This is a genomic window from Rhodoferax sp., from assembly GCF_039922535.1.
GTDB lineage: Bacteria > Pseudomonadota > Gammaproteobacteria > Burkholderiales > Burkholderiaceae_C > Rhodoferax_B.
This window is the reverse complement of the sequence record NZ_JBDTEM010000316.1, coordinates 1-22,855: the sequence shown is the minus strand read 5'-3', so window position 1 is coordinate 22,855 and position 22,855 is coordinate 1. Positions and strand designations below refer to the sequence as shown.

Annotated in this window: 16 protein-coding genes and 1 pseudogene; 5 read left to right on the top strand and 12 right to left on the bottom strand. The window is 62.8% G+C overall.

Annotation, left to right across the window (positions count from 1 at the left end):
• The 3 genes and pseudogenes from ABI213_RS15075 to ABI213_RS15065 form a co-directional block, all read right to left on the bottom strand.
• Positions 1-592 (bottom strand): annotated as a pseudogene (locus tag ABI213_RS15075) (ABC transporter permease); the annotation flags it as partial.
• Positions 593-642: 50 nt separating this feature from the next.
• Positions 643-2,196, bottom strand: a complete 1,554-nt coding sequence (locus ABI213_RS15070) for a sugar ABC transporter ATP-binding protein (protein WP_348027693.1) — start codon at positions 2,194-2,196, stop codon at positions 643-645.
• A 55-nt stretch (positions 2,197-2,251) separates the two neighbouring features.
• A complete protein-coding gene (locus ABI213_RS15065) occupies positions 2,252-3,205 on the bottom strand; it encodes a sugar ABC transporter substrate-binding protein (protein ID WP_348006509.1) in 954 nt (317 codons plus the stop codon).
• A gap of 438 nt (positions 3,206-3,643) precedes the next feature.
• On the opposite strand from ABI213_RS15065, the gene ABI213_RS15060 reads away from it, so the two are divergent.
• The gene (locus ABI213_RS15060) at positions 3,644-5,221 is read left to right on the top strand and encodes a methyl-accepting chemotaxis protein (protein WP_348027691.1); all 1,578 of its coding nucleotides are present in this window, start codon (positions 3,644-3,646) and stop codon (positions 5,219-5,221) included.
• A 74-nt stretch (positions 5,222-5,295) separates the two neighbouring features.
• On the opposite strand, the gene ABI213_RS15055 is transcribed toward ABI213_RS15060, so the two are convergent.
• The 8 genes from ABI213_RS15055 to ABI213_RS15020 all read right to left on the bottom strand — a co-directional run bounded on the left by ABI213_RS15055 (position 5,296) and on the right by ABI213_RS15020 (position 14,791).
• Positions 5,296-5,925, bottom strand: coding sequence for a LysE family translocator (locus ABI213_RS15055; RefSeq protein WP_348027689.1), 630 nt, complete (start codon positions 5,923-5,925; stop codon positions 5,296-5,298).
• A 50-nt stretch (positions 5,926-5,975) separates the two neighbouring features.
• A complete protein-coding gene (locus ABI213_RS15050) occupies positions 5,976-7,469 on the bottom strand; it encodes a diguanylate cyclase (RefSeq protein ID WP_348005782.1) in 1,494 nt (497 codons plus the stop codon).
• A gap of 72 nt (positions 7,470-7,541) precedes the next feature.
• On the bottom strand, positions 7,542-8,735 hold the full coding sequence (locus ABI213_RS15045) for an MFS transporter (protein WP_348005781.1): 1,194 nt from the start codon (positions 8,733-8,735) through the stop codon (positions 7,542-7,544).
• A 110-nt stretch (positions 8,736-8,845) separates the two neighbouring features.
• Entirely contained in the window at positions 8,846-9,925 is a 1,080-nt protein-coding gene (locus tag ABI213_RS15040) for an ABC transporter ATP-binding protein (RefSeq protein WP_348005780.1), read from the bottom strand.
• 143 nt (positions 9,926-10,068) lie between these two features.
• Positions 10,069-10,968: a carbohydrate ABC transporter permease gene (locus tag ABI213_RS15035; RefSeq protein WP_348005779.1), complete on the bottom strand. Its 900-nt coding sequence runs from the start codon at positions 10,966-10,968 to the stop codon at positions 10,069-10,071.
• Positions 10,969-10,971: 3 nt separating this feature from the next.
• Positions 10,972-11,811, bottom strand: a complete 840-nt coding sequence (locus tag ABI213_RS15030; protein WP_348005778.1) for a sugar ABC transporter permease — start codon at positions 11,809-11,811, stop codon at positions 10,972-10,974.
• A gap of 249 nt (positions 11,812-12,060) precedes the next feature.
• Complete coding sequence (locus ABI213_RS15025; RefSeq protein ID WP_348027695.1) at positions 12,061-13,248, bottom strand: ABC transporter substrate-binding protein; 1,188 nt, start codon at positions 13,246-13,248, stop codon at positions 12,061-12,063.
• Between the two features lie 157 nt (positions 13,249-13,405).
• Complete coding sequence (locus ABI213_RS15020; protein WP_348008089.1) at positions 13,406-14,791, bottom strand: GH1 family beta-glucosidase; 1,386 nt, start codon at positions 14,789-14,791, stop codon at positions 13,406-13,408.
• 157 nt (positions 14,792-14,948) lie between these two features.
• On the opposite strand from ABI213_RS15020, the gene ABI213_RS15015 reads away from it, so the two are divergent.
• The gene (locus ABI213_RS15015) at positions 14,949-16,898 is read left to right on the top strand and encodes a PAS domain S-box protein (protein ID WP_348027687.1); all 1,950 of its coding nucleotides are present in this window, start codon (positions 14,949-14,951) and stop codon (positions 16,896-16,898) included.
• Positions 16,895-17,542: a response regulator transcription factor gene (locus ABI213_RS15010; protein WP_348027685.1), complete on the top strand. Its 648-nt coding sequence runs from the start codon at positions 16,895-16,897 to the stop codon at positions 17,540-17,542. Before ABI213_RS15015 ends, ABI213_RS15010 begins: the two co-directional genes overlap by 4 nt.
• Before the next feature lie 398 nt (positions 17,543-17,940).
• Here ABI213_RS15010 and ABI213_RS15005 read toward each other — a convergent pair whose 3' ends face one another.
• Positions 17,941-18,417 (bottom strand): hypothetical protein, encoded by a 477-nt coding sequence (locus tag ABI213_RS15005; protein WP_348027683.1) that lies wholly within the window; start codon positions 18,415-18,417, stop codon positions 17,941-17,943.
• A gap of 1,503 nt (positions 18,418-19,920) precedes the next feature.
• On the opposite strand from ABI213_RS15005, the gene ABI213_RS15000 reads away from it, so the two are divergent.
• Both ABI213_RS15000 and ABI213_RS14995 read left to right on the top strand, forming a co-directional pair.
• On the top strand, positions 19,921-20,133 hold the full coding sequence (locus tag ABI213_RS15000) for a hypothetical protein (protein ID WP_348027681.1): 213 nt from the start codon (positions 19,921-19,923) through the stop codon (positions 20,131-20,133).
• A gap of 3 nt (positions 20,134-20,136) precedes the next feature.
• Positions 20,137-22,746 (top strand): diguanylate cyclase, encoded by a 2,610-nt coding sequence (locus tag ABI213_RS14995; protein ID WP_348027679.1) that lies wholly within the window; start codon positions 20,137-20,139, stop codon positions 22,744-22,746.
• Positions 22,747-22,855 lie beyond the last annotated feature (109 nt).

Genomic DNA, 22,855 nt, shown 5'->3' with positions numbered 1-22,855 from the left:
TGGTGCCGATGCCGACCACGTAGCGGCCAAACACGGTTTTGGTCAGCACCAGTTGGCCCACCACCACCAGCGCCACGGCGATGAAGAAGGCCGACGACACGCCGCCCACCCAGGGCAAGGCCAGGCTAGAAATCGCATCGCCCACGTACTGGGTGCGCGAATCCGTCACCACGTAGGCCCCGCCGCGCACGGCTTCCAGCATCCCCAGAGAGACGATGAAGGACGGCAGCCGCCACATCACCGCAATGCCGCCGGTGATGGCACCGCACAGCAGGCCGACCAGCAGGCCCAGCACCGCCGCGGGCAGCACGCTCCAGTGCCAGAGCAGGATGGCGTTGGCCGTGGCCGCCGCTGACAAGGCCAGCACCGAGCCCACCGACAGGTCAATGCCCGCGATGATCAGCACAAAGGTCATGCCGATGGCCATCACCAGCAGGGCCGGAATTTCGTTGGCGATGGCGACAAAGGTGTCGGCGCTGAAGAAGTATTCGCTCAGGCTGCTGAACAGCACGACCATGCCGACCAGCACGGCGCTCAGGCCCAGGTAGGTGCCGAGCTGGCTGCTGGTGGAGGATTTGGGGGATGTAGACATATTGGAAATGTGAGGTTCAACCGTGGGTGCCAAGGAATGTGAAGTAGCTTCTATGACTCGGAGTGCTCTGCACCCGAGTTCATGGAAGCTAGGGCGGCGGTATCGGTAAAGGCAGCGGCCAGAAGAGACTTTTCGGTCCATTCGCCGCGTTCAAACACAGTGACCAGGCGGCCATGGGCCATGACGCCGATGCGGTCGCACATCTGCATCAGCTCGCGCAGGTCGCTGGAGACCATCAGCAGGGCTTTACCCGCCTCGGCCATTTTTTCCAGTTCGGCGTAGATGTCGGCGCGCGCGCCCACGTCCACGCCACGGGTAGGTTCGTCTAGCAGCAGCACCTTGCATTCGCGGTGCAGCCAACGGGCGAACACCACTTTTTGCTGGTTGCCCCCGCTCAGCGTGCCCACGGCTTGCTCGGGGCTGTTGCAGCGTATCGACAGGCGCTGCACCATGTCCTGGGCGATGGTGTTCTCCCGCGCTACGTCCAGCCAACCGGCGTGCGACACCGCGCCCACGTCGCTCAGCGTGGTGTTGATGCGGATCGGCTGGCCCAGCAGCAGGCCCTGGGATTTGCGGTCTTCGGTGACCAGGCCAATGCCCGCGGCAATCGCCTGGATCGGCGAGCGCCAGCCTTTGTGGCTCTGGCCTTGGATGGTGATTTCGCCGGTGTCGGCGCGGTCGGCGCCAAACAGCAGGCGCAGCAGCTCGGTGCGGCCACTGCCGACCAGCCCGGCGATGCCGAAGACCTCTCCGGCGTGGACTTCCAGGGCCACGTCTTGCACGACTTTGCCTCGGCCTAGATTTTTCGCACTCAGCAGCAAATTGCCGCGCGGGCGGCGTGGGCGGTGCATGTCTTGGTCCACCGCGTGGCCGACCATCAGTTGCACGATGTCGGCTTCGGTCACGCTGTGCATGGGGCAGGTTTGTACCAGGCGGCCATCGCGCAGCACGGCCAGGGTGTCGGCAATTTGCACCAGCTCTTCCAGCCGGTGCGATACATAAATGATGGCCACGCCCTGGGCCTTGAGCAGCGCAATCTGGGTAAACAGATGCTGCGTCTCGCGCGGGGTGAGCATGGCGGTGGGCTCGTCCAGTATCAGCACCCGGGTGTCGTCCTGCAGGTTGCGGGCAATCTCCACCATTTGCTGCTGGCCAATGCCGAGCTGCGATACCGGCGTGCGCGGGTCAATATCCTGGATGCCCATTTTGGCCAGTTGCTTGGCCGCCCGGGTATTGAGCTGCGCGTGGTCGATCCAGTGCGCACGCCAGCGGCCCCGATGGGGAATGCTGCCGAGCAGCAGGTTTTCGGCCACGGTGAGGGTGGGCACCAGGCTCAGCTCTTGCATCACCATGCGCACGCCCAGGGCCTCGGCGGCGCGGCGCGCGGCGGGGGCAAAGGGTTGGTCGCCCAGCTGCATGCGGCCCAGGCTGGCGCGTTCCAGGCCGGAGATGATCTTCGACAGCGTGCTTTTGCCCGCGCCGTTTTCGCCCGTCAGCGCCAGCACTTCGCCGGGGCGCAGCGACAGGGACACGCCATGCAGCACGGTGTTGCCGGCGTAGGTTTTGCTGACCGACTGGATGGTGAGGACGGGGGAGGGGGTCATAGGATTCACGATGGGGAGTGGCGCAAACGGATGTTTGCGCCACGGGTCACAGCAATTACTTGGTGTCTTTGGTTACCAGTACCACGTCGGTCTGGATAGCCGCCGGCATTTCGGCTTGCTTCTTCTTCTCGGCAATCGCCTTCAAAGCGATTTCGATGCCGAACACGGCTTGCTTGGCACCGTATTGGTCGGCGGTGGCCAGCATGCGGCCGTCTTTCAGCATGGGTTTCACGGCGGTGATGTTGTCGTAACCCACGACCTGCACCTGGCCGGTCTTGCCAGCAGCCTTGACGGCGGCCACGGCACCCAGGGCCATGTTGTCGTTACCGGCCAGCAGGGCCTTCAGGTCCGGGTGTTCACGCAGCATGCCGGAAGCCACGGTGTTGCCCTTGTCGATTTCCCAGTTGCCCGACTGCACGCTGACTACGGTGGCACCGGCGGCCTTCATTGCGTCCTGGTAGCCGAGAGTGCGCTGCTGCGCATTGAAGGTGGTGGACACGCCTTCGATGATGCCGACCTTGTCGCCAGCCTTCAGGCTCTTGGCCAGAAAGTCGCCGACCAGCTTGGCGCCGGCACGGTTGTCAGGACCGGCGAACGGGATCTGGATGCCCTTTTCTTTTTGCGCATCGGCGTCGAGCTGGTTGTCGATGTTGACCACCAGAATGCCCTTGTCGATGGCGGTCTTCAGCACCGGCACCAGGGCCTTGGAGTCGGCCGGGGCGATGACGATGGCATCGGCCTTTTGGGCAATCATTTGCTCGACCATACGGATCTGGGCGGCGGTGTCGGTTTCGTTCTTGATGCCGTTGGACACCAGGGTGTACTGGGCGGCGTGGGCCTTGTTGTGGGCCTTGGCTCCGTCTTCCATGGTGCGGAAGAACTCGTTGGCCAGCGACTTCATCACCAGCGCCACTTTGGGCTTGTCGGCGGCGAAGCTGGGGCCTGCGAATAGCCCGGCCATGATGCTCAGGGCGAGGGTGGTTTGGACGGTACGGCGGGTGAATCGCATGGGTTGTCTCCAGGGCGTTGTGAAAGTTAGAGCGGACGAACAGTGGCAAACAAGGGCGGCGGGGCCGGACCTGGCGGGCTTCTGTGGCGCGGATATTAACTTAGCAAACGTTTGCGCAAACGTTTTCTATCTACGGAGAAACCCGTGGAATTAGGTAAAGCCGGTCGCAGTCGATGCTGCTTGCCCGCTTGGTCAGGCATTGGGTTTGCTATGTATTAAGTAGCGATTAGCGTAAGTTCAATAAGCGCTAGCCCATGATTTTTCATTTGGTTTGCGAGCGTATGGTGCGGAACTAACTAGGGGCAAACCCTTCGCGGCATGCAGGGCATTAGAAATCGCTGTTATGCAGCGCCGTGGCGTGGCAGTATGCGTCGGGCGCGGTTGCTTCCGTGTGCCATGGCTTTGATCCCAAACACCACTCCCTAGAAAGTTGGCGGAATGCACTTACTCCAGAATATGAAGATCGGCCAACGCCTGGCTGCCGGTTTCGCCATCGTGATTGGTCTGCTGATCGCCATGGCGGCAGTAGGCATTGGCCGCATCAACGCGGTAGACCAGAACACCGAAATCATCCTGCACGACCGCTACCACAAGGTGGCGCTGGCGCAGAATATTGAGAACGAGGTAAACCGCCAGTCCCGGGCGTTGCGCACGGCGCTGATCGCGGGTGACGCGCAGGTGGTGCAGGGCGAGTTGGCCAAGATTGACGATTCGGCGGTGTTGATCGGCAAGGCGGTGGAAGAGCTGCAAGGCAGCGTGCACAGCGAAAAAGGCAAAGCCGCCCTCGGCACCATGCTGGAGGCACGTGTCACCTTTAAACAGCACGAACTTGCGTTGGTCGAGATGGTCAAGGCTGGCAAGATCGACGAGGGGCGCAGCTACCTGGTCAAGGAGATGCTGCCGCCGCAAACCATTTATCTGGCGGCAATAGAAAACTTTTTGAAAAGCCAGACCGATGGCATGGAAGTGTTTGGTGCCGAGGCCGCCGCCATGGCCCATGGTGCCAATGTGCTGATGCTGGGCTTGGCCGCAGTGGCCACCTTGCTGGCGATCGCCCTGGCCTACTGGCTGACCACCTCCATCACCGGGCCCATCCGCGAGGCGGTGCAGGTGGCGCAGTCGGTGGCATCCGGCGACCTGGGCTCGGCCATCCACGTGGCCTCCACTGACGAGACCGGTCAATTGCTGGCCGCACTGCAGACCATGCAGGCCAGTCTGTTCCAGGTGGTGGGTCAGGTGCGCCAGGGAGCGGGCAGCGTTTCGAACGCCAGCGCGGAGATCGAGACCGGTAACCACGACTTGTCGGGCCGCACCGAGCAGCAGGCCAGTGCGCTGGAGCAGGCGGCGGCATCCATGGAGGAGCTGAGCTCCACCGTGCGGCTAAACGCGGACAACTCCCGCCACGCCAACCAGTTGGCGCTGACGGCCGCCAGCGTGGCCACCCGCGGCGGGGCGGTGGTGAGCCAGGTGGTGGACACCATGAAGGGCATCAACGAAAGTTCCAGGAAGATCAGCGACATCATCAGCGTGATCGACGGCATCGCCTTCCAAACCAATATTTTGGCGCTGAACGCCGCGGTGGAAGCCGCCCGGGCGGGCGAGCAGGGCCGGGGCTTTGCGGTGGTGGCCAGCGAGGTGCGCAGCCTGGCCAGCCGCAGCGCGGAGGCGGCGAAAGAAATCAAAGCTTTGATCAGCGACAGCGTGGAGCGCGTGGGCCAGGGAACGGCCCTGGTCGACCAGGCAGGCAGCACCATGGCCGAAGTGGTGCAGTCCATCCAGAAGGTGACCGAGATCATGGGCGAGATCAGCACGGCCAGCGCCGAGCAGGCCCTGGGCATGTCGCAGATGGGCGAAGCGGTAGTGCACATGGACCAGACCACGCAGCAGAACGCCGCGCTGGTCGAAGAAATGGCCGCCGCCGCCAGCAGCCTAAAGAGCCAGGCCGTGGCCCTGGTAGGCGCGGTGGCGGTGTTCAAGCTGGGGACCCAGCTGCCCCAGATAGAACTCAGTCGCTAGCCGAATTTCGAGAGAAAAAGCCTGTTGGCGCTTATTCCATATGCGCCAGAAGCTATAAATTCAGTAGCATCACATCAGTTGCGCACTGCCGCCATCACGGCCGCAAAGCCGACGAATACGCCGCCGGTGGCGCGGTTGAACATCTTCAGTACCGAGGCGCGGCGCAGCATTTTGGCCAGCGTTTTGCCGCTACCGGCGTAGACCAGGTACCAGCCGGCTTCGATCACCGAGAAGGTCAGCAGCAGCACGGTGAACTGCGGCAGCTGCGGTGCTGTGGCGTCGATGAACTGCGGCAAAAAGGCCACGGCAAACAGAATCGCTTTCGGGTTGCTGCCCGCGACCAGCACACCCTGGCGGAACAGGCTGCTGTAGGTCGGCACGGCCGCGGCCTTGACCACCGCGCCATCGGCGCCTTCGGTCACTGGCTCGCGCCAGCATTTCACACCCAGGTAGGCGAGGTAGGCGGCGCCCAGCCAGCGCAGCGTGTTGAACACCGCCGGAAAGCTCTGCAGCAAGGCGCCCAGGCCGGCCGCCGAGACACCCATCATCAGCACCATGACCAGCATGCAGCCGCCCATGGTCGCCACCGCGGCGGCAAAGCCAAAACGGGCGCTGGAGGTCATCACCAGCAGCATGTTTGGCCCGGGCGTGGCCGACACCACAAAGGTCATCATCAGGAACAGCCACCAGGTGTGCAGGCTCATCGTTGGCTCCAAATAGGAAAAGCATTGATTGTAGAAGGGCGGCCCCCAAACTAGCCCATGCGCGTCTGGTTGCGGCCCTGGGCTTTGGCCCGGTACAGCGCCCGGTCGGCCTGCTGGACCAGCAGGTCCGTGGCTTCGCCTACGGCAGGCACGTGCAGCGCCACGCCCAGGCTGGCGGTGACCACGCCAAAGGGCGACGCGGCGTGCGGCAGCGCCAGTGCGGCCAGGGCCAGGCGGGCGGTTTCGGCAATGTGCAGGGCATCGGCGGCATCGCGTACCGAGGCCAGAAGCACAAATTCTTCGCCGCCGTAGCGGGCCACCAAGTCGCCGGTGCGGTGTAAATGTGCAGCCAGCATGCGGGCGACGTGGCGCAGGCAGTCATCGCCCGCCAGGTGGCCGTAGTGGTCGTTGTAGGGTTTGAAAAAGTCCAGGTCCAACATCACCAGCGCCAGGGGTTGGCCGCTGCGGGCCGCCCGGCTCCACTCACTGGCCAGTACCTCGTCGAAGCGGCGGCGGTTGGCGATGCCGGTCAGGCCGTCCGTGGCGCTCAGGGCTGCCAGTTGCGTGTTGGAGGCTTCCAGTGCCTGGGTGCGCTCGCGCACTTTGTCTTCCAGCCCGCGTTCGTGGGCTTTCAGCTCGGACAACAGGATGGCGAAGCCGATGCCGATGGTGCACAGCGTGAGGATGAACTCTTGCGCCCGCACAATCTCCAGGTGCACATCGACCGCCCCGAACGGCTGGTGCCCCATGGTCAAGACCCAGGCGGTGGCCAGCGCAATCAGCGCCACGGCCAGCACCGTCCAGCGCACACCAAAGCGCACGGCCAGGTACAGCACGGGCGGCAGCAGCAGGTCGGGTGTCACCGACACGCCACTGATTTCGCCCCGGTGGGCAGAGAAAACCAGTCCGGCCAGCGCCAGGCCCAGCAGCACCACGGTGCCGTCAAGCAAGGTGTAACGGGTGGGGTGGGATAGGCCAGATGCCATAGGCCCGGAGAAGCTCAGCAGCAGCGGGGTGTAGATCAGCAGCCCCAGCGCATCGCCAAACCACCACAGCCGCACCAGGGTGAAATACGGCGTGGTGGTGGCATCCAGCTGCAGCAGCACGGCCGATGCCAGCAGGGCGGCCAGCAGCGCGCCCACGATAGGCCCGGCGACGATGAACTTGCCGAAGTCCCGAAACCGCTGCAAGCCCCGCGATACCTGCAGGCGCCGCATCAACCAGTAGGTCAGCAGCACCTCGGCCAGGTTGACCAGGCTCAGCAGCACCGCGCCCGCGGCGGAAAAAGCCGACAGTGCGGCCAGCACGTCCGAGCTGTAGGTCAGTGCCGCCATGGCCCAGCCGCGCTGGCCCCGGTAGCGCAGCAAGGCGGCCAGCAGCACGGCATTGGGCAGCCAGACTACGACTTCGTTTTCAGGGGTAACGGCGCATAAAAAGGTCAGCTTGACGCTGGCGAAATGCAATAGCGGTAGCAGCAGGTAGATCCACCAGGGTGGGCGGTCTGGCCCGATGGTCGGGTAGGGTGGTGGCAGTAGAGCGTTCACCCGCCTATCGTATAAGACTCTTAATACTTAAGGAATTTAGGCCTCTGGCGCAGGTGCCGCCTGCGCTGGTAGCTATGTTTTTTGTAGTGCGGGCAGGGCCGGTTGCCAGATGCGCCGCAGCGCGGGTACCAGCGCCAGGTACACCGCGCCAAACAGCACAAAGCCCAGGGTCAGCACTTGGCTTTCAAACTGGCTGTTGAGCAGCAAAAATACGCCCACCCCCACCATCCGGCCTATGCCCAGCGGGATCTCGCGCACCACGATGTAGTCCAGCTTGTGTTGGTCGTAGTCGGGGGCGGATTCGATGGCAGCGTAGCTCCAGGCGATTTCGCAGGTGGTGATGGTGTTCATGCCGATGGCGCTGGCGATACCGTAGACCACTAACATGCCCGGCGTTGGAACCAGCGCCAGCGCGATGGAGGCGGCGCACACCAGCAGCGCCCCTACGGTATAGGTGCGCAGCCGGTGCCGGGCCTGGCTGCGCGCGGCCAAGGCCACGCTGGACACCAGGCCCACCAGCGCCACCATGGCGCTGTAGGCGCCCAAGGCAAACTCGTCCTGCAGGATGGAGAACGCCATGATGGTCACCAGAAAGCTGGTGTAAGTGCCTTGCACCGTGGCCATGGCGGTGCTGGCCCAGAACATGCCGCGCCAGGTGCGCTGCTTGTTGCGCCATGCGCCCAGCAGGTTCGACTGGCGTGCCAGCGGCTGGCCGGTGATGCGGGTAGACCACCAGGTGGCTGCTGCAAACGTCAGCAGCGACAGGCCAAACACCGTGCTGTAGCCGGGTGCGCCCGCGATGTGCTGGATCAGCCAGCCTGCCAGCAATGGGGCCAAGATGGCCGCGCCGCTGGTCATGTAGTTGGCGGCGTACAAGAAGCGGTCGCGCTGCGCGTCCTGGGCGTTTTCCAGAAACTGCATGTGCTGGCCGATGACGAAAAAGCTGACCGCCAGGCCCAGCATGCCGCCGATCAGCACCACGTGCCGGGCGCAGTCCTCCTGCAGCCACAAGATCACTGCGTAGGCCAGCATGAAGAGCACCAGCCCTACCCGCGAGCTGGCCATGGGCGAGGTGCGCCGCGCGTGCAGGCTGCACAGCGGAAAGCTCAGCAAAATCGCGGCAGACTGGCTCAGGCTATAGCTGGCCTGGGTGAACAGCGAGCGGTCGATGTTCCAGATGTAGAGGTTGACGAAGATGTTGGACAAGCCCACAGCAAAGGCTTGCAACAGCATCAAAATCAAAAAGCGGCGGGCATTAAGAGTCATCGCGGCAACAGGGCAAACCAAGAAGTATGCCCGCCGCTGGGCGGGACATAAGACACTAACTTGCATGGCTGCAGCGGCAGAGCCGCCCGCAGCTGGCAAGTTATTTCACATCAAAGGCGCTGCCCGTTCTCCCCAAACAGCGAGATGCGCCGCGTATCGCACTGCACGCCCAGGGTGTGGCCGCGCTGGTGCGGTGTATGGCTCTCGGCGATCACCGACATGGCCGTGCCACCCAGGTCCAGCCACAGCACCACCATCGCCCCCATGGGTTCGGCCAGGGTCACCGTCGCGTGCCCCAAGGCGGGTTGCTCCAGTGGCACCAGGTCGATGTGCTCTGGGCGGATACCCAGCACGGCTTTCTGGCCCATGTGCGGTGGCTCGGCGAAGGGGTAGGCTGCTATGTTCACGGTTAGGCCAGGGGCGTGCCATACCAGTTGGCCGTTGTCGGAGGCCATCACGCCTTCAAAGAAGTTCATGGTGGGCGAGCCTAAAAAGCCGGCCACAAAGCGGTTCACCGGCCGGTCGTAGACCTCGGCGGGCGTGCCGATCTGCTGGATTTTGCCGTCCAGCATCACGGCGATGCGGCTGGCCAGGGTCATGGCTTCGGTCTGGTCGTGGGTCACGTAAACCATCGTTTTACCGATGTCGTGGTGCAGTTGCTTGAGTTCGCGGCGCAGCTCGTTGCGCAGCTTGGCATCCAGGTTCGACAGCGGTTCGTCAAACAAATACACCCCGGCATCGCGCACCAGCGCCCGGCCAATCGCCACGCGCTGGCGCTGCCCGCCAGACAGTTGCGAGGGTTTGCGTTGCAGCAGCGGCCCCAGGTGCAGCATGGTGGCGGCACGCTCCACGCGGCGGGCGATTTCGTCCTTGGGGATGCCGGTGATGCGTGGGCCGAAGGACATATTGCGTTCTACCGTCATGGTGGGGTAGAGCGCATAGCTTTGGAACACCATGCCGATGGACCGGTCCTTGGGGTCGGCCCAGGTGACATCGTTGCCGCCAATGGCAATCACACCATCGTGCACATCGATCAGCCCGGCAATGCTGTGCAGCAGGGTGGATTTGCCGCAGCCCGAGGGGCCCAGCAGCACCAGGAATTCGCCGTCCACGACCTCCAGGTCCATGTTTTGCAGAATGTCCACATGGCCCAGGCGGATGTGGAGTTGTTGGATGCTGACGCTTGCCATAGTGAGTCCTCTAATTTTTTTAAAACCGCCAAGGCAGTTGGTGAACCAGCCTTCCAGAACACCGCAGAACTGGCTCCGCCAGGCTGCAGGTGTTGCCCCCTGAAAGGGGGTTGGCGAAAAGCGCTTGCGCTGTAGCTTGGGGGTTAGCCCTTCACTGCGCCAGCGGCGATACCACGCACGAACCAGCGACCGGAGATGAGATAGATGAACAGCGGCACCGACGAGGTGAGGATGGTGGCCGCCATGTTGACGTTGTACAAACGCTCGCCAGTGGTGGTGTTGATGATGTTGTTGAGCTGCACCGTCATGGGCAGGTTCTCGCGTCCTGCAAACACCAGGCCCAGCAAAAAGTCGTTCCAGATGCCGGTCACCTGCATGATCACCGCCACGATGATGATGGGGGTAGACATGGGAATCATCAGCTGGAAGAAGATGCGCCAGAAGCCACCGCCGTCGATGCGTGCCGCCTTTACCAGCTCTTCGGGCAGACTGGCGTAGTAGTTGCGGAACAGCAGCGTCATCACCGGCATGCCGAAGATGGTGTGCACCAGCACAATGGCGGGCAGGGTGCTGAACAGGCCCAGCATCGACAGCCCACGCACCAGGGGATACAGGTGCACCTGGTAGGGAATGAACGCGCCCAGCAGCAAAATGGCAAAGAACCAGCCCGCCCAGGGCCTGCGCCAGTAGGCCAGTGCATAGCCGTTCAGCGCACCGATAAAGATGGACAACGCCGCGCTGGGGATGACGATCTTCAAAGAATTCCAGAACCCGACCTGGATGCCGGTGCATTCCAGCCCGGTGCAAGCACTGGACCAGGCCACCACCCAGGCATCGATGGTGGGTCGGCTGGGCAGGGCGAAGATCTGGCCCAGGCGGATTTCTTCCATCGGCTTGAGCGAGGTCACCAGCATCACGTACAGCGGCAGCAAAAAGAACAGCGCGCTCATCAGCAAAAAGGCGTAGATGCCGAGCCGGGCTGGGGTGAAAAAGCTTTGCTTGGGGCGCTGGTTGCGCACTTTGAGGGGAGTGGTAGGGTGCATGGTTCAGTGGCCCTTGTTGTTCGCACGTTCCATGCGGTTCTTGGCATACAGCCAGGGCAGCAGCAGGGCCAGCACCGTCAGCAGCAGCACCACCGAGGCGGCCGAGGCCAGACCGATATTGGCGCGGTTGAACAGGTAATCCATGATGAATTTGGCCGGCACTTCGCTGGCAATGCCGGGGCCGCCGCCGGTCATGGCGACCACCACATCAAATACCTTGATGACACCCAGCGACAGCAGCACGGTGGCGGTGGCGATGCTGGGTGCAATCATCGGCAGCACGATGCTCAGGTAGACGCGCCAGACCGGGATGCCGTCGATGCGCGCGGCCTTCCAGATTTCTTCGTCCACGCCGCGCAGGCCCGCCAGCAGCAGCGCCATCACCAGCCCGGCGGACTGCCACACGGCGGCCAGGGCGATGGCGTACATCACCTTGTCCTGGCTGATGATCCAGTCGAATTCAAAGTTGGGAAAGCCCAGCTGGCGCACCGCCTCTTGCAGGCCCAGGCCGGGGTTCAGCATCCACTGCCAGACCAGGCCGGTGGCCACAAAGCTCATGGCATAGGGGTACAAAAAGATGGTGCGCAAAATGCCCTCACCGCGCACCTTCTGGTCGATAAACACGGCCAGAAAGAAGCCCAGCACCAGGCAGGCAATCACAAAGATCACGCCAAACAGCGCCATGTTGTGCAGCGACAGCCACCAGCGGTCGGTGCTGAACAGTTTTTCGTACTGGGCCAGACCTATGAAGTTGGTGTTGGGAAAGGTTTTGGCGCTGGTGAACGACACGGTGATCGACCACAGCACGGTGCCCACGTAGCACAGCAGCACAGTAACTGCCATGGGTAGCAGGGCGAAGTTGACCGCCCAGTTTTGGCGCTTGCCGCGCCGGGGCGGCGGTTTTATATTTTTTGTAAGCAAAATAGGCCTTTAGCGCCCGTACACAGGGCGGGAGCAGCTATACATTTAGGAACGCACCTTACAGACAGAGCGCAGCTCTCGCCCAAGATACCGTGGATTCGGCTCCGCCGGGCCACGGGTATCCCCGTGCACCCGGGTGGGCGAAAGATGCGTAGCACTGCAGTCTGGGGCTTAGCCCTTGATAGCGCCCTGCAAGGCTTTGACTACATCGTCTACCGACTGGGGGGTGTTCCAGTATTTGGAGATGATGTCCTGCACTGCGCCGCCCACATCGGGGGCCAGCAGCATGTCAGGCACACCGATTTGGCGGGTCTTGTCCTTCATGATGGCCAGGCCGGTCTGGGCGCACAAGTCCATCTGTGACGCATCCACATCGGTACGGATCGGGATGGAACCCTTTTTGTTGTTGAACGCGACCTGTGTGGCAGGCGAAGTCATGGAGGTGGCCAGCAACTGCTGGGCCTTGATGGCGTTGGCATCCTTGGTGCGGGGGAACACAAAGACGTCACCGGCAATGATGTACGGCGACTTGGGGCCAAAGCCGGGGAAGCAACCAAAGTCTTTGCCCGCCACCTGTTTGGCGTTGTTGAATTCGCCCTTGGCCCAGTCGCCCATGATCTGCACACCAGCCTTGCCGGTGATCAGCATCGAGGTGGCATCGTTCCAGTTGCGGCCAGGGGAGCCCGCGTCGGTATAGCTTTTCAGACGCTTGAAGTCGGTCAGCACCTTGCGGAAGGCGGGGGTGTTGACGACGGCTGCATCGTGGTCTTTGAAGAACTTCAGGTACAGATCGGTGCCACCGACCTGGGCCAACCAGCTATAAAAGGTGATGTATTCCTGCCAGCCCTGGCCACCCAGCGCCAATGGCACCAAGCCTGCGGCCTTGAGCTTGTCCAGCGCGGCAAACAGTTCGTCGGGGGTCTTGGGTTCGCCGGTGATGCCGGCCTTGGCAAATGCGGGCTTGGAGTACCAGAACCAGCTAGGCATGTGGATGTTGACCGGGGCGGCGTAGTAGTGGCCGTTGACCTTGATGCTGCTGATGACGGGCGCGGGCAGCATGGTGTCCCAGTGCTCCTTGGCGGCCACGGCATCGATGTCGTTGAGCATGCCCTCCTTGATGATGTCCAGGTACTGCTGTGAGGTGTTGAACATGGCGGCGGTGGGTGGGTTGCCACCAACGATGCGGTTAATGGCCGCTGCGCGGGCCGCCTCGCCACCTGCAACCGCTGTATCCACCCACTGGCCACCGGCTTTGTTGAACGCCGCCGCCAACTCTTGTACTGCAGCGGATTCGCCCCCCGAGGTCCACCAGTGCATGACTTCCGCTTTGGTCTGCGCCTGTGCGCCCGTGGTGGCCATAAGGCCTATCGCGGCCAGGGATGCAATGGCCAGGGCCACCGAGGTACGAACTTGTGCTTGCATGTTGTCTCCAGTTTTTATTGAAAGAGGGCTCACTGCCCAAGGGGAAAAAGGGCAGAGTCGGCATGTTGACACCGGCTCTGCCAGGGAAAACCAGTTAGCGCGCAGGGCGCTCCTTGCGTTGCTGCAAGAAGGCCTGCACCGCCAGCGAACTGTGCTTGGGCGTGCGCACCTGGGTGGTGTAGTCCACATGGGTGATGCCAAAGCGGCGCTCGTAGCCATAGGCCCATTCGAAATTGTCCATCAGCGACCAGATGAAATAGCCGCGCACGTCCACCCCGGCCTTGATGGCCGTGTCTACCGCCATCAAATGCCGCTCCAGGAAACGGATGCGCTGGGTGTCCACCACGCCCTCGGCACCCACGCTGTCGTCGCTGGCCATGCCGTTTTCGGTAATGTAGACCGGGGGCATGTCTTGGTAGCGGGCGTTGAAGTCCACCAGCAGGTCGGTCAGTCCCTGGGGGTAGACCTCCCAGCCCATTTGGGTACGCTCGACCTTGTCGGAGTGGGGGGCTTCCTGGTAGCCACCCTTGCCGTCTGATTCGACCTCGGTACGGAAGTAGTAGTTGATGCCCAGAAAGTCCATCTTGGTGGCAATGATGTCCATGTCGCCCGGCAGCACCAGCGGCTCGGTGCCCGGCCACAGGCGGAACAGGTCGGGCGGGTAGCTGCCCAGCATCAGAGGGTCAAATACCCAGTGGTTTTGCTGCACGTAGGCCAGGTAGGCGGCATCTTGGTCGGCCGCGCTGTCGGTGTGTGGGCCAAATACGCCGGTGTTGCAGACGATGCCGCGCAAGGCCTTAGGGTCGTTGGCTTTGATTTTTGCCAGCGCCAGGCCGTGGCCCAGCAGCAGGTGGTGCAGGGCCTGCGTGGTCTGGCGCAAGTCGGTCACGCCGGGGGCGTGGCGGCCAATGCCGTAGCCCAGGTAGGCTGAACACCAGGGTTCGTTCAAGGTTGCCCAGGCGGTGACCTTGCCCGCCAGTTCGCGGCTCATCAGGTCGGCGTAGTCGGCAAAAGCGTAGGCGGTTTCACGGCTGGCCCAGCCACCCCGGTCTTGCAGATGCTGGGGCAGGTCCCAGTGGTACAGCGTCACATAGGTTTGCACCCCTTTGGCGATGAGGGCATCCAGCAGCTTTTTGTAGAAGTGGATGCCCTTGGCGTTGGGCTTGCCCTTTTCGTCCATCACCCGAGGCCAGGCGATGGACAGGCGGTAGGCATCCACGCCCAGCCCGGCAATCATGTCCACATCCGCCTCCCAGCGGTGGTAGTGGTCGCAGGCCACGTCGCCGGTGTCGCCGTGCAGCACGCGGCCAGGCTCGTCGCAATAGGTATCCCAGATGGACTGCAGGCGACCGTCTTCATCGGCAGCGCCTTCGATCTGGTAAGAGGCGGTGGCTACGCCCATCAGGAATTCAGGTTGGGCAATGGCCGAGGTGGCGGGGATATTCAAGGCAGGAATGTTGCGGGTGGAGGCAGCGGGCATGGTGTTCCAGAAAATGCGGCAAGTGGGTCGATGCGGCGATGGTAGGGACGATGGGCGCTGCGGTCTGTAGGGAAAGTTTGACACCCGTACTATGGGTATCCCTGAGCCTTTGGCAAGCGACACACCCGACAATCACCTCCCCACTACCGATGCAGCCATGTCTCACCACCCCCCACTTTTGACCGATCGCCTGGGTGCCGACGGCCTGCCCGGCGTGCCCGGTTACAGCGAGCAAATGCTGCAAAAAGATCCCCGTTTCGGCCAGGGCGCGGTGTGGCGCTGGCTGAGCGAGGCCGACCTGCTGGACCAGCGCGGCGAGGCCCAGGCCGAATCGGTGCTGGTCTCCAACAGCCACCGCGTGTGGCAACTGCTGCGCGAGATGCCGGTGGGCCTGGTGCTGTACGACGCGGACTTCAACGTGGTCTACCAAAACCGCGCCAGCGAACACATGACCGGCTTTGGCGCCGACGAAGCCGTGGGCCGCTCCCCGGTGGGGCTGTGGATACTGCCCGACCAGGTGGTCAACCTGGACCACACCCTGCTGCGCATGCGCACCGAGCGCATTTCGCTGCACGGGCGCGGCGTGCAACTGCGCCGCGACGGCCACGTGGCCTGGGTGCAGTGGTACACCACGCCGCTGTTTGAGGGCGACACTTTCATCGGTTACCTGGGTACCCATACCGACATCAGCGAAGAGCTGCGCGCCCACACCGCCGTGCGGGCCGCTAAGCAGCAGGTCGATTTGCTGGTGGATGCGGCGGTAGACATCGCCATGCTGCAGCTTTCGCCGCTGGGCCGGGCGCAAAGCTGGAACCGCAACGCCCAGGCCCTGTTTGGCCTGCATGCCCTGGACGTACTGGGCCAAGACATGGCCCAGGTGCTGGCCCTGCCCACCCACTGGCCAGCGCTGCTCGCCGGTGCGGCGGGTGGCGAGCGCATGGAGTTTGAAGGCTGGCTGCCGCGCCAACCCGTCGGACGCTTCTGGGGCAACCTGCTGCTGTACCCGCAAACCGACGAAACCAACACGGTGGTGGCCGTGGTGCTGGTGGCCCGCGACCTGAGTGACCGCCGCCTGGCCGAGCAAAAAATCCGCGACAGCGAAGCCCTGCTGTCGGCCATCGTCTCCACCACCAGCGACGCGATTTTGGGCCTGGACGCGCAGGCCTGTGTGGTTTTCAGCAACCCCGCCGCCCAGCGCATTTTTGGCCGCAGTGCCGGGCAACTGCTGGGCCTGGCGTTGGCCGATGTACTGCCGCATGCCGACCTGCCGGGTCTGATCGGTGCGGGGCGGACCTTGTCGGGCAAGCGCGTGGACGGGGCCACGCTGCACCTGGAGGCCTCGGCCAGCGAAACCCGTGTCAACGGCGACATCCTGGTCACCCTGACCGCCCGCGACGTGACCGAGCGGGTCGAATCCGAACAGGCTTTGCGGCATTACCGCGAACAGCTCTCGGCCCTGTCGCGCCAGCTGATGGAGGCCGAGCAGCAAACCAACCGCCGCCTGGCCCAGTTGCTGCACGACCAGTTGGGCCAAACCTTGACCACGCTGCGCATTTCGGTCGATGCCCTGCGCGCCCAGTTGCCGCCCAGTGCCACGCCCGCCATCGACAAAAGCTGGACCCGCGTCTCCGGCATGATCGACCGCGGCATGCGCGAGGTGCGCCAGGTGCTGGTCGAGCTGCGCCCGCCACTCCTGCAAGAACACGGCCTGGGCGTGGCGCTAGACAATGAAATCCAGGCCGAAGCGGCCAACCACAGCGCAGTGGCACTGCGTTTGCACATTCCCCCTGCCATGGCCGACCGCCGCTGGAACCCCGAGGTCGAATACGCCGTCTTCATGGTCGCCCGCGAAGCCATCGCCAACGCCCTGTGCCACGCCCGCTGCCACAGCCTCACCGTGGGCATCGAGCCCCTGGGCTCGCTGGGCCTGCGTCTGCTGGTGCAAGACGACGGCATCGGCCTGGGCCCCATCGGCCAGGCCCTGAAACCCGGCCACCTGGGGCTGGTGGGCATGCGCGAACGCTCCCAGGCCATCGGTGCCCACCTCAGTGCCCGCTCCGCCGACAACGAGCGCGGCACCATCATCGAACTGAGCTATTCGCCATGACAGACTCCGTGTACCTGGTCGATGACCACGCCATCTTGCGCGAAGGCCTGCGGGCGCTGCTGGAACCGTCTGGTTTTGTGGTGGTGGGCGAAAGCGGCGACCTGCCCACCGCCTTGCACGACATCGTACGCGCCCCGCCAGACTGTGTGCTGCTGGATTTGTCGCTGGGCGAGCGCTCCGGCCACGAGCTGCTGGCCGAGCTGCAACGCCGCAAAATCCCCAGCCGCGTCGTCGTCCTGAGCATGATGGCCCAGCCCCGCCAGGTGATGGATGCCGTGCGCATGGGCGCCATGGGCTACGTGCTCAAAGGCGCGTCCGGCGCCGAGGTCATCACCGCCTTGCGCCAGGCCTGTTGCGGCCAACACTACTGGAGCGCCGCCATCGAGCGCGTTGCCATGGAGGCCTTGTTGCCCGCCGACCCCGGTGCTGCGCTGGAGCCGCTGCACACCCTGTCGCAGCGCGAGCGGCAGGTGTTGAACCTGGTGGTGCGCGGACAGCCCAGCAGCAGCATCGCCCATACCTTGAACCTGTCTGCCAAGACGGTAGAAACCTACCGGTCGCGGGTCATGGGCAAGCTGGGGGTGAGTGATATCACGGGGCTGGTCCGGCTGGTGGTGAAGGAGGGGTTGTTGGACGGGGAGTGAGGGTTTTGTGGAAGAAATTGGCTGCTGGCGCAGGTGCTGCTTGCGGGAGTAGCTATTTATTTTGTAGTGCGTGGGTGGTATTTGTGCCGCTGGCTGGGGGCACCGCCGGGCCAGGGATTTCCGTGGCAGCCAGAGCGGTCAACACCAATAGGTCAATCTAGTCCAGCTTAATTTGCTATTGAATACGTAGCTGCTGGCGCAGGTTGAATGTGCGCAAGAGGCCTGTTTGGCATCTGGAAATAGCTTTCACGCCCCGTCACCTACCCCGCGTAGTTGGGATGCTCCAAATGCGGTAGCCCGTTGAAGGTCTGCAAGGTGTGGCGCTTGGAGCCAAGCGGGGCCGCAGGCATCCATCTTGGGTGAAATGTTAAATGACAGATAGTGAGTAACCCAAAAATTCACTTTAGCCCCCATCGGTCAGCTTTGACTTCCCGATTCAGCAGATCAAGGTCTGCATCAAGATGGTCGATTTGATCCCCTTCTCCTTTTCCAATGAGAAGGATTTTGATCACACGGTTCTGCCCCTTGTAGCGAATGCAGCCCACGTCCTGTACTTCAAAAGCCATGGTCATGCGATGCACTTCAGCTGGAATTGTTGGTTGCTTGCTCACGTAGCAATGACCATCGGGATGAGATTCAAATAGGTCCGGGGCAACCGTAAACGGCATGCTGCAAGAGGTACAGCAGCCGTCTTCGACATAGAAGTCACCCGCTACGTTTGAAGAGTGAGGTACTTTGGCCGGCATGATTTTTCTGCGGTTTAATGTAATGTAGACCGCAAAACCTGCGGGATAAAAAAGGCGCTGCGGTCTATATCGGTCATCGAAATCTCCTGAAAGTGGCTTGCAGACTGGCTTTGCGCAGGATGCGCCCATTTCAAACCAGGTATAAAAATTCCGACAAACCCCACAGCCTGACGGTGGAACACTATAGCCCGGTGAGGCCTTTTGACTTCCCTGGCGCAGGCATTCTTTCTTCAGCCAGCGAAGGTGTGAAATGCTCTATTTTTCGTAGCTGCTTGCGCAGATGGAATATGCGCTGGAGCCGCTTTCTTCTTAAATATTTTGATGGAGGTTTGTGGTGGCCTGTGCAGTGTTGGGTGCCACAGTCGCCGCTGGCCGGGGTATGCGCCCGGCGGCGCAGTCACCTTTCTTTGCGCAGCCAAAGAAACGTAACCCAAAGAAAGGCTGCCCCCACTGTCTGCGCCCCGCCGCTATCGCGTCGGGGAACCTGCGGTGCTCGTCCAACGGGGGCATGCCGCAAACTCGCTGCGCTCAAACACGCGTCCTGCTGATCCCCGCTGGACTGCGCTCCTCGGCGAAACCAGAGGGGGACCCCGGAAGCGGGACCGGGGGCGCTGTGCGCCCCATCGCGCCTAGGGCGCGAGGCTTGGCGATGATCGCTGTGGTGGTTAACCCGCCAAAGGGGTCAGAGCACGAATGCGGGTTGGCAGCGGGGAGAGACAAGCATCCTGCGCGCAATCGTGATCTGACCCCATTGGCTCAGGCCGTTTTTGCGGAAAAATGGGCTAAAAATACAAGCTGAATCGCCATCCAGCGCATATGACACCTGCGCGGGTCGCTCTCATTTTTGACTATCAAAACAGAAGCATCGGCTCGGATGCAGCCACAGCCACTGCACCCCCAGCTCGCGCCCTAGGCGCGATGGGGCGCAAGCCCCCGATCCCGATCCCCGGGGTCCCCCTCTAGATGCGCCGAGGAGCACAGCTTTGGGCGGATCAGGGCTGGCGTTGTTTGAGGCGCAGCCGAGTTTAGCCAGACCCCGCCCAAAGCGCGCACCGCAGGTTTCCCAGTGCGATAGCGCTGGGACGCAGGTAGTGGGGGCGCCTTTCTTTTGGTGACTTTTCTTTAGCGCAAAAGAAAAGTTACTGCCCTGCCGGGGGCACAGCCCGGCCAGGGATCTCCGTTAGCGTCAACCCGCCAATAGGGGTCAGAGCCCCAATGCGTGAAACACCCCTCGCGCCCGGCAAAAACTTGGCGCGCAATGGGGATCTGACCCCTATTAGCTACATCACAGCGGGTCATCGTGCCGCCCATCCGCACAGAAAATACAAACCAAAACAGCCTCCACCGCAAGTTCCACCTGCACAGGCAGCTCTAATTTAAATAGCAATAGGCCGCTACCGCAAGAGGCCGAAAAATGTCGGTTTCCACCGACACCGTAAGTCCTTGATTCTATTGACTTCCCATGGCCCATGGCTGCGGTCTTGTCGGCTAATCCCGACAAACGGCTCTGCCGTCTATCCGCCAGTCCGTTGATTCCATTGGGGTTTTTTCTTGGCACACATCTTGTGAAGTCTTTATCGGCTGCTGCAGACAGCGTCCCCCGGTGTTTGGCTCTCACTACAGGTGTCTCCCATGTCTATTCTTCTCATGCTGGTACTGGTTCCCTTGGCTTTGATTTTTGTATTGGTGATTGCGGGAGTGGCATCGGCACCGCCGTCGTCTTCGGATACGGCGGGCGCGTCGTACCGGGCGCCGAAACCATCCACCCGGCCACGGCGGGCTTCCGACCCACAGGCCGCGTCAGAGCACGACGCATCCTCCGTGGCAGCTGCAGGTTTCCAGTAAGCCATGGTGGGTTTGCTGGGTCTGCGGCCAGGCGAGGGCCCTTGGACCGGGGCTTTGAAAGGCTGGGTGCGCAGCATCCGGCCGCGTTACCGCTCGCTGGTGGCTACGCGCCGTACCCGCTTTGGCGATGCGCCTGTGCCTGCCGCCCCGCCCGTGCCCGACCTGCTACTGGCGCAACAGGTCGCCGAGCTGCAAGAGGTGATCGTCCAGTTGCGTACGCGCCAGCAGCAGCTGGAAATCTTGGCCCACCACGACACCCTGACCGGGCTGGCCAACCGCAAACTGCTGCAAGACCGCTTCCAGGGTGCCGCAGAGCGGGCGCAACGCAGCGGCGTGTGCTGCGGGCTGTTGATGCTGGACCTGGATGGCTTCAAGGCCATCAACGACCGCTGCGGCCATGCTGCGGGCGATACCGTGCTGGTCGAGGTGGCGCGGCGGCTGGTGGCCGCGATGCGGGCCAGCGACACCGTGGCGCGCCTGGGGGGCGATGAGTTTGTGGTGTTGATCGAGTCGGTGCAGGGCGCGGACGAGGTGCAGCAGATGTGCCACAAGCTGCTGTCCACCCTGCGCAAGCCGGTATCTCTGGATGCCGGCACCACGCTGTCGGTAGGGGCCAGCATCGGGCTGGCCATGTACCCGGACGACGGGGCAGATCTGCCGCGCCTGCTGCACGCGGCCGACCAGGCCATGTACGCCTGCAAAAACACCGGCACCCTCGATGGTGGTCTCCCGGACCGTCCCACATCGCCATCGCCGGTGGCCCCACCAGCCGCTTTGCCACCCATAATGGGCGCGAATATTGTTCCTGAACCCGCCGATGTGCCCCCACACGGCGGCCCACCCCACACCATGCTTTCTGACTCCGACCTGCACGCCCAGATACAGCAACTGCAACAGCAGTACCAAGCCCTGCAATCGGACTACCAGAACCTGCAGGCGGAAAAGATCCAGCAGCAGATCGCCGCTGATCTGTGGCTGGCGCAGCGCACCCGCGAGCTGCAGGCCGAAGCGCTGGAGCAGAAAAAGGCTGAAACCCTGCAGCGGGTTTTTTACCGGATTGCCGAGCGGGCGGCGGCCGATCTGTCGTTCCATGCATTCCTGCAGACCGTGCACGGCCTGCTGGGGGAGCTGCTGTATGCCAAGAATTGCTACGTGTGCCTGTACGACGCGGCCAAGCACATGCTCAATTTCCCGTACTACGTGGACGAACGTGATGGCGATGTCATGCAGCGCAACCATGTGCCCTACCGCAAGGGCTTGTCGGAATATGTGCTGCGCACCGAGCAGCCGCAACTCATCGACCATGCGCGGTTTCTGGCGCTGCAAGCCTCGGGTGACATCACCGAGGCCAGCGGCGACCTGAGTTTTACCAGCTGGCTGGGCGTGCCCATGTACATCCAGGGCGTGGTCAGTGGCCTGCTGGTGGTGCAGGGCTACGAGCCGGGCATGGGCTACAGCGCGTCGGACGTGGATATTTTGTCTTTTGTGGCCAACCACGTCAGCAGTGCCATCGAGCGCCACCAGGCGCTGGACGAGGTGCGCAAATCCGAGGCGCGTTACCGCACGGTGATTGAAAACGTGGGCGTGGGCGTGGTGGTGGTGCAAGACCGCCGCATGGTGTACGCCAACCCCAGCCTGGTGCGCATCGTTGGGCATTCGCTGGAATTCCTGCTGTCCAGCCCTTTTACGGCGACGGTGCACCCGGACGATGTTGCGCCGATGGTGGACCGCCACGAGCGCCGCTTGCGTGGCGAAGACGTAGAGTCTTCCTACGGCCTGCGCATCATCACGCAGCAGGGCGAAGAGCGGTCGCTGGAACTGTCGGCGGTAAAGATCGAATGGGGCAAGCGCGATGCCACCTTGATGTTTGTGGTGGATGCCACCGCCCGCCTGCATGCCGAGCACACCCAGCGGCTCACGCTGCACAAACAGTCGGAGCTCAACGATATGAAGTCGCGCTTCATCTCTTTGGCATCGCACGAATTCCGTACCCCGTTGGCCATCATTTTGTCGTCGGCGGAGCTGCTCAAATACTACGGCGACCGCCTACCCGAGAGCGAAAAGGCCGAAGTCATCCATACCATCGAAGGCGGCGTGCAGCGCATGACGCGCATGCTGGACCGGGTGCTGCTGCTGGGCAAGGCCGAGGCGCAGATGCTGGAATTCCAGCCCCAACCGCTGGATATTGCAGGGTTGTGCCAGAGCCTGGTGGACGATGCCCGTATCCAGCAGCCCGAGGCCCGCTGTATTTGCGTTACCGACTTTGCCGACCTGCCCGCTAGCGGTGTGTTTGACGAGAAGCTGCTGCGCCATATTTTTGGCAACCTGCTGTCCAACGCCATCAAATATTCGCCCCAGGGCGGCACCGTGTGCTTTCGGGTGGCCCCGGCAGACGGGCGGTTGGTGTTTGAAGTGTCCGACCAGGGCATCGGCATCCCGGAGGGCGAGCTAGCGCATTTGTTCGAGCCCTTTCACCGCGCATCCAACGTCGGCGATATCCAGGGCACCGGCCTAGGGCTGTCCATCGTTAAGAACGCGGTGGACTTGCATGGCGGCAGCATCGAAGTGCGCAGCCTGGCGCCGCAGGGCACCTGTTTTTCTGTGCGGATCTAGCGCCGCTTTCTCCGCTCTGAAGACCCTTATAAAATGCGCTGACTTGGGCAGCGCTAGATCCGATCCGCCACGCCTGCCCGGTCAGAGTGGTTTTGCGATCCGTGGGTCT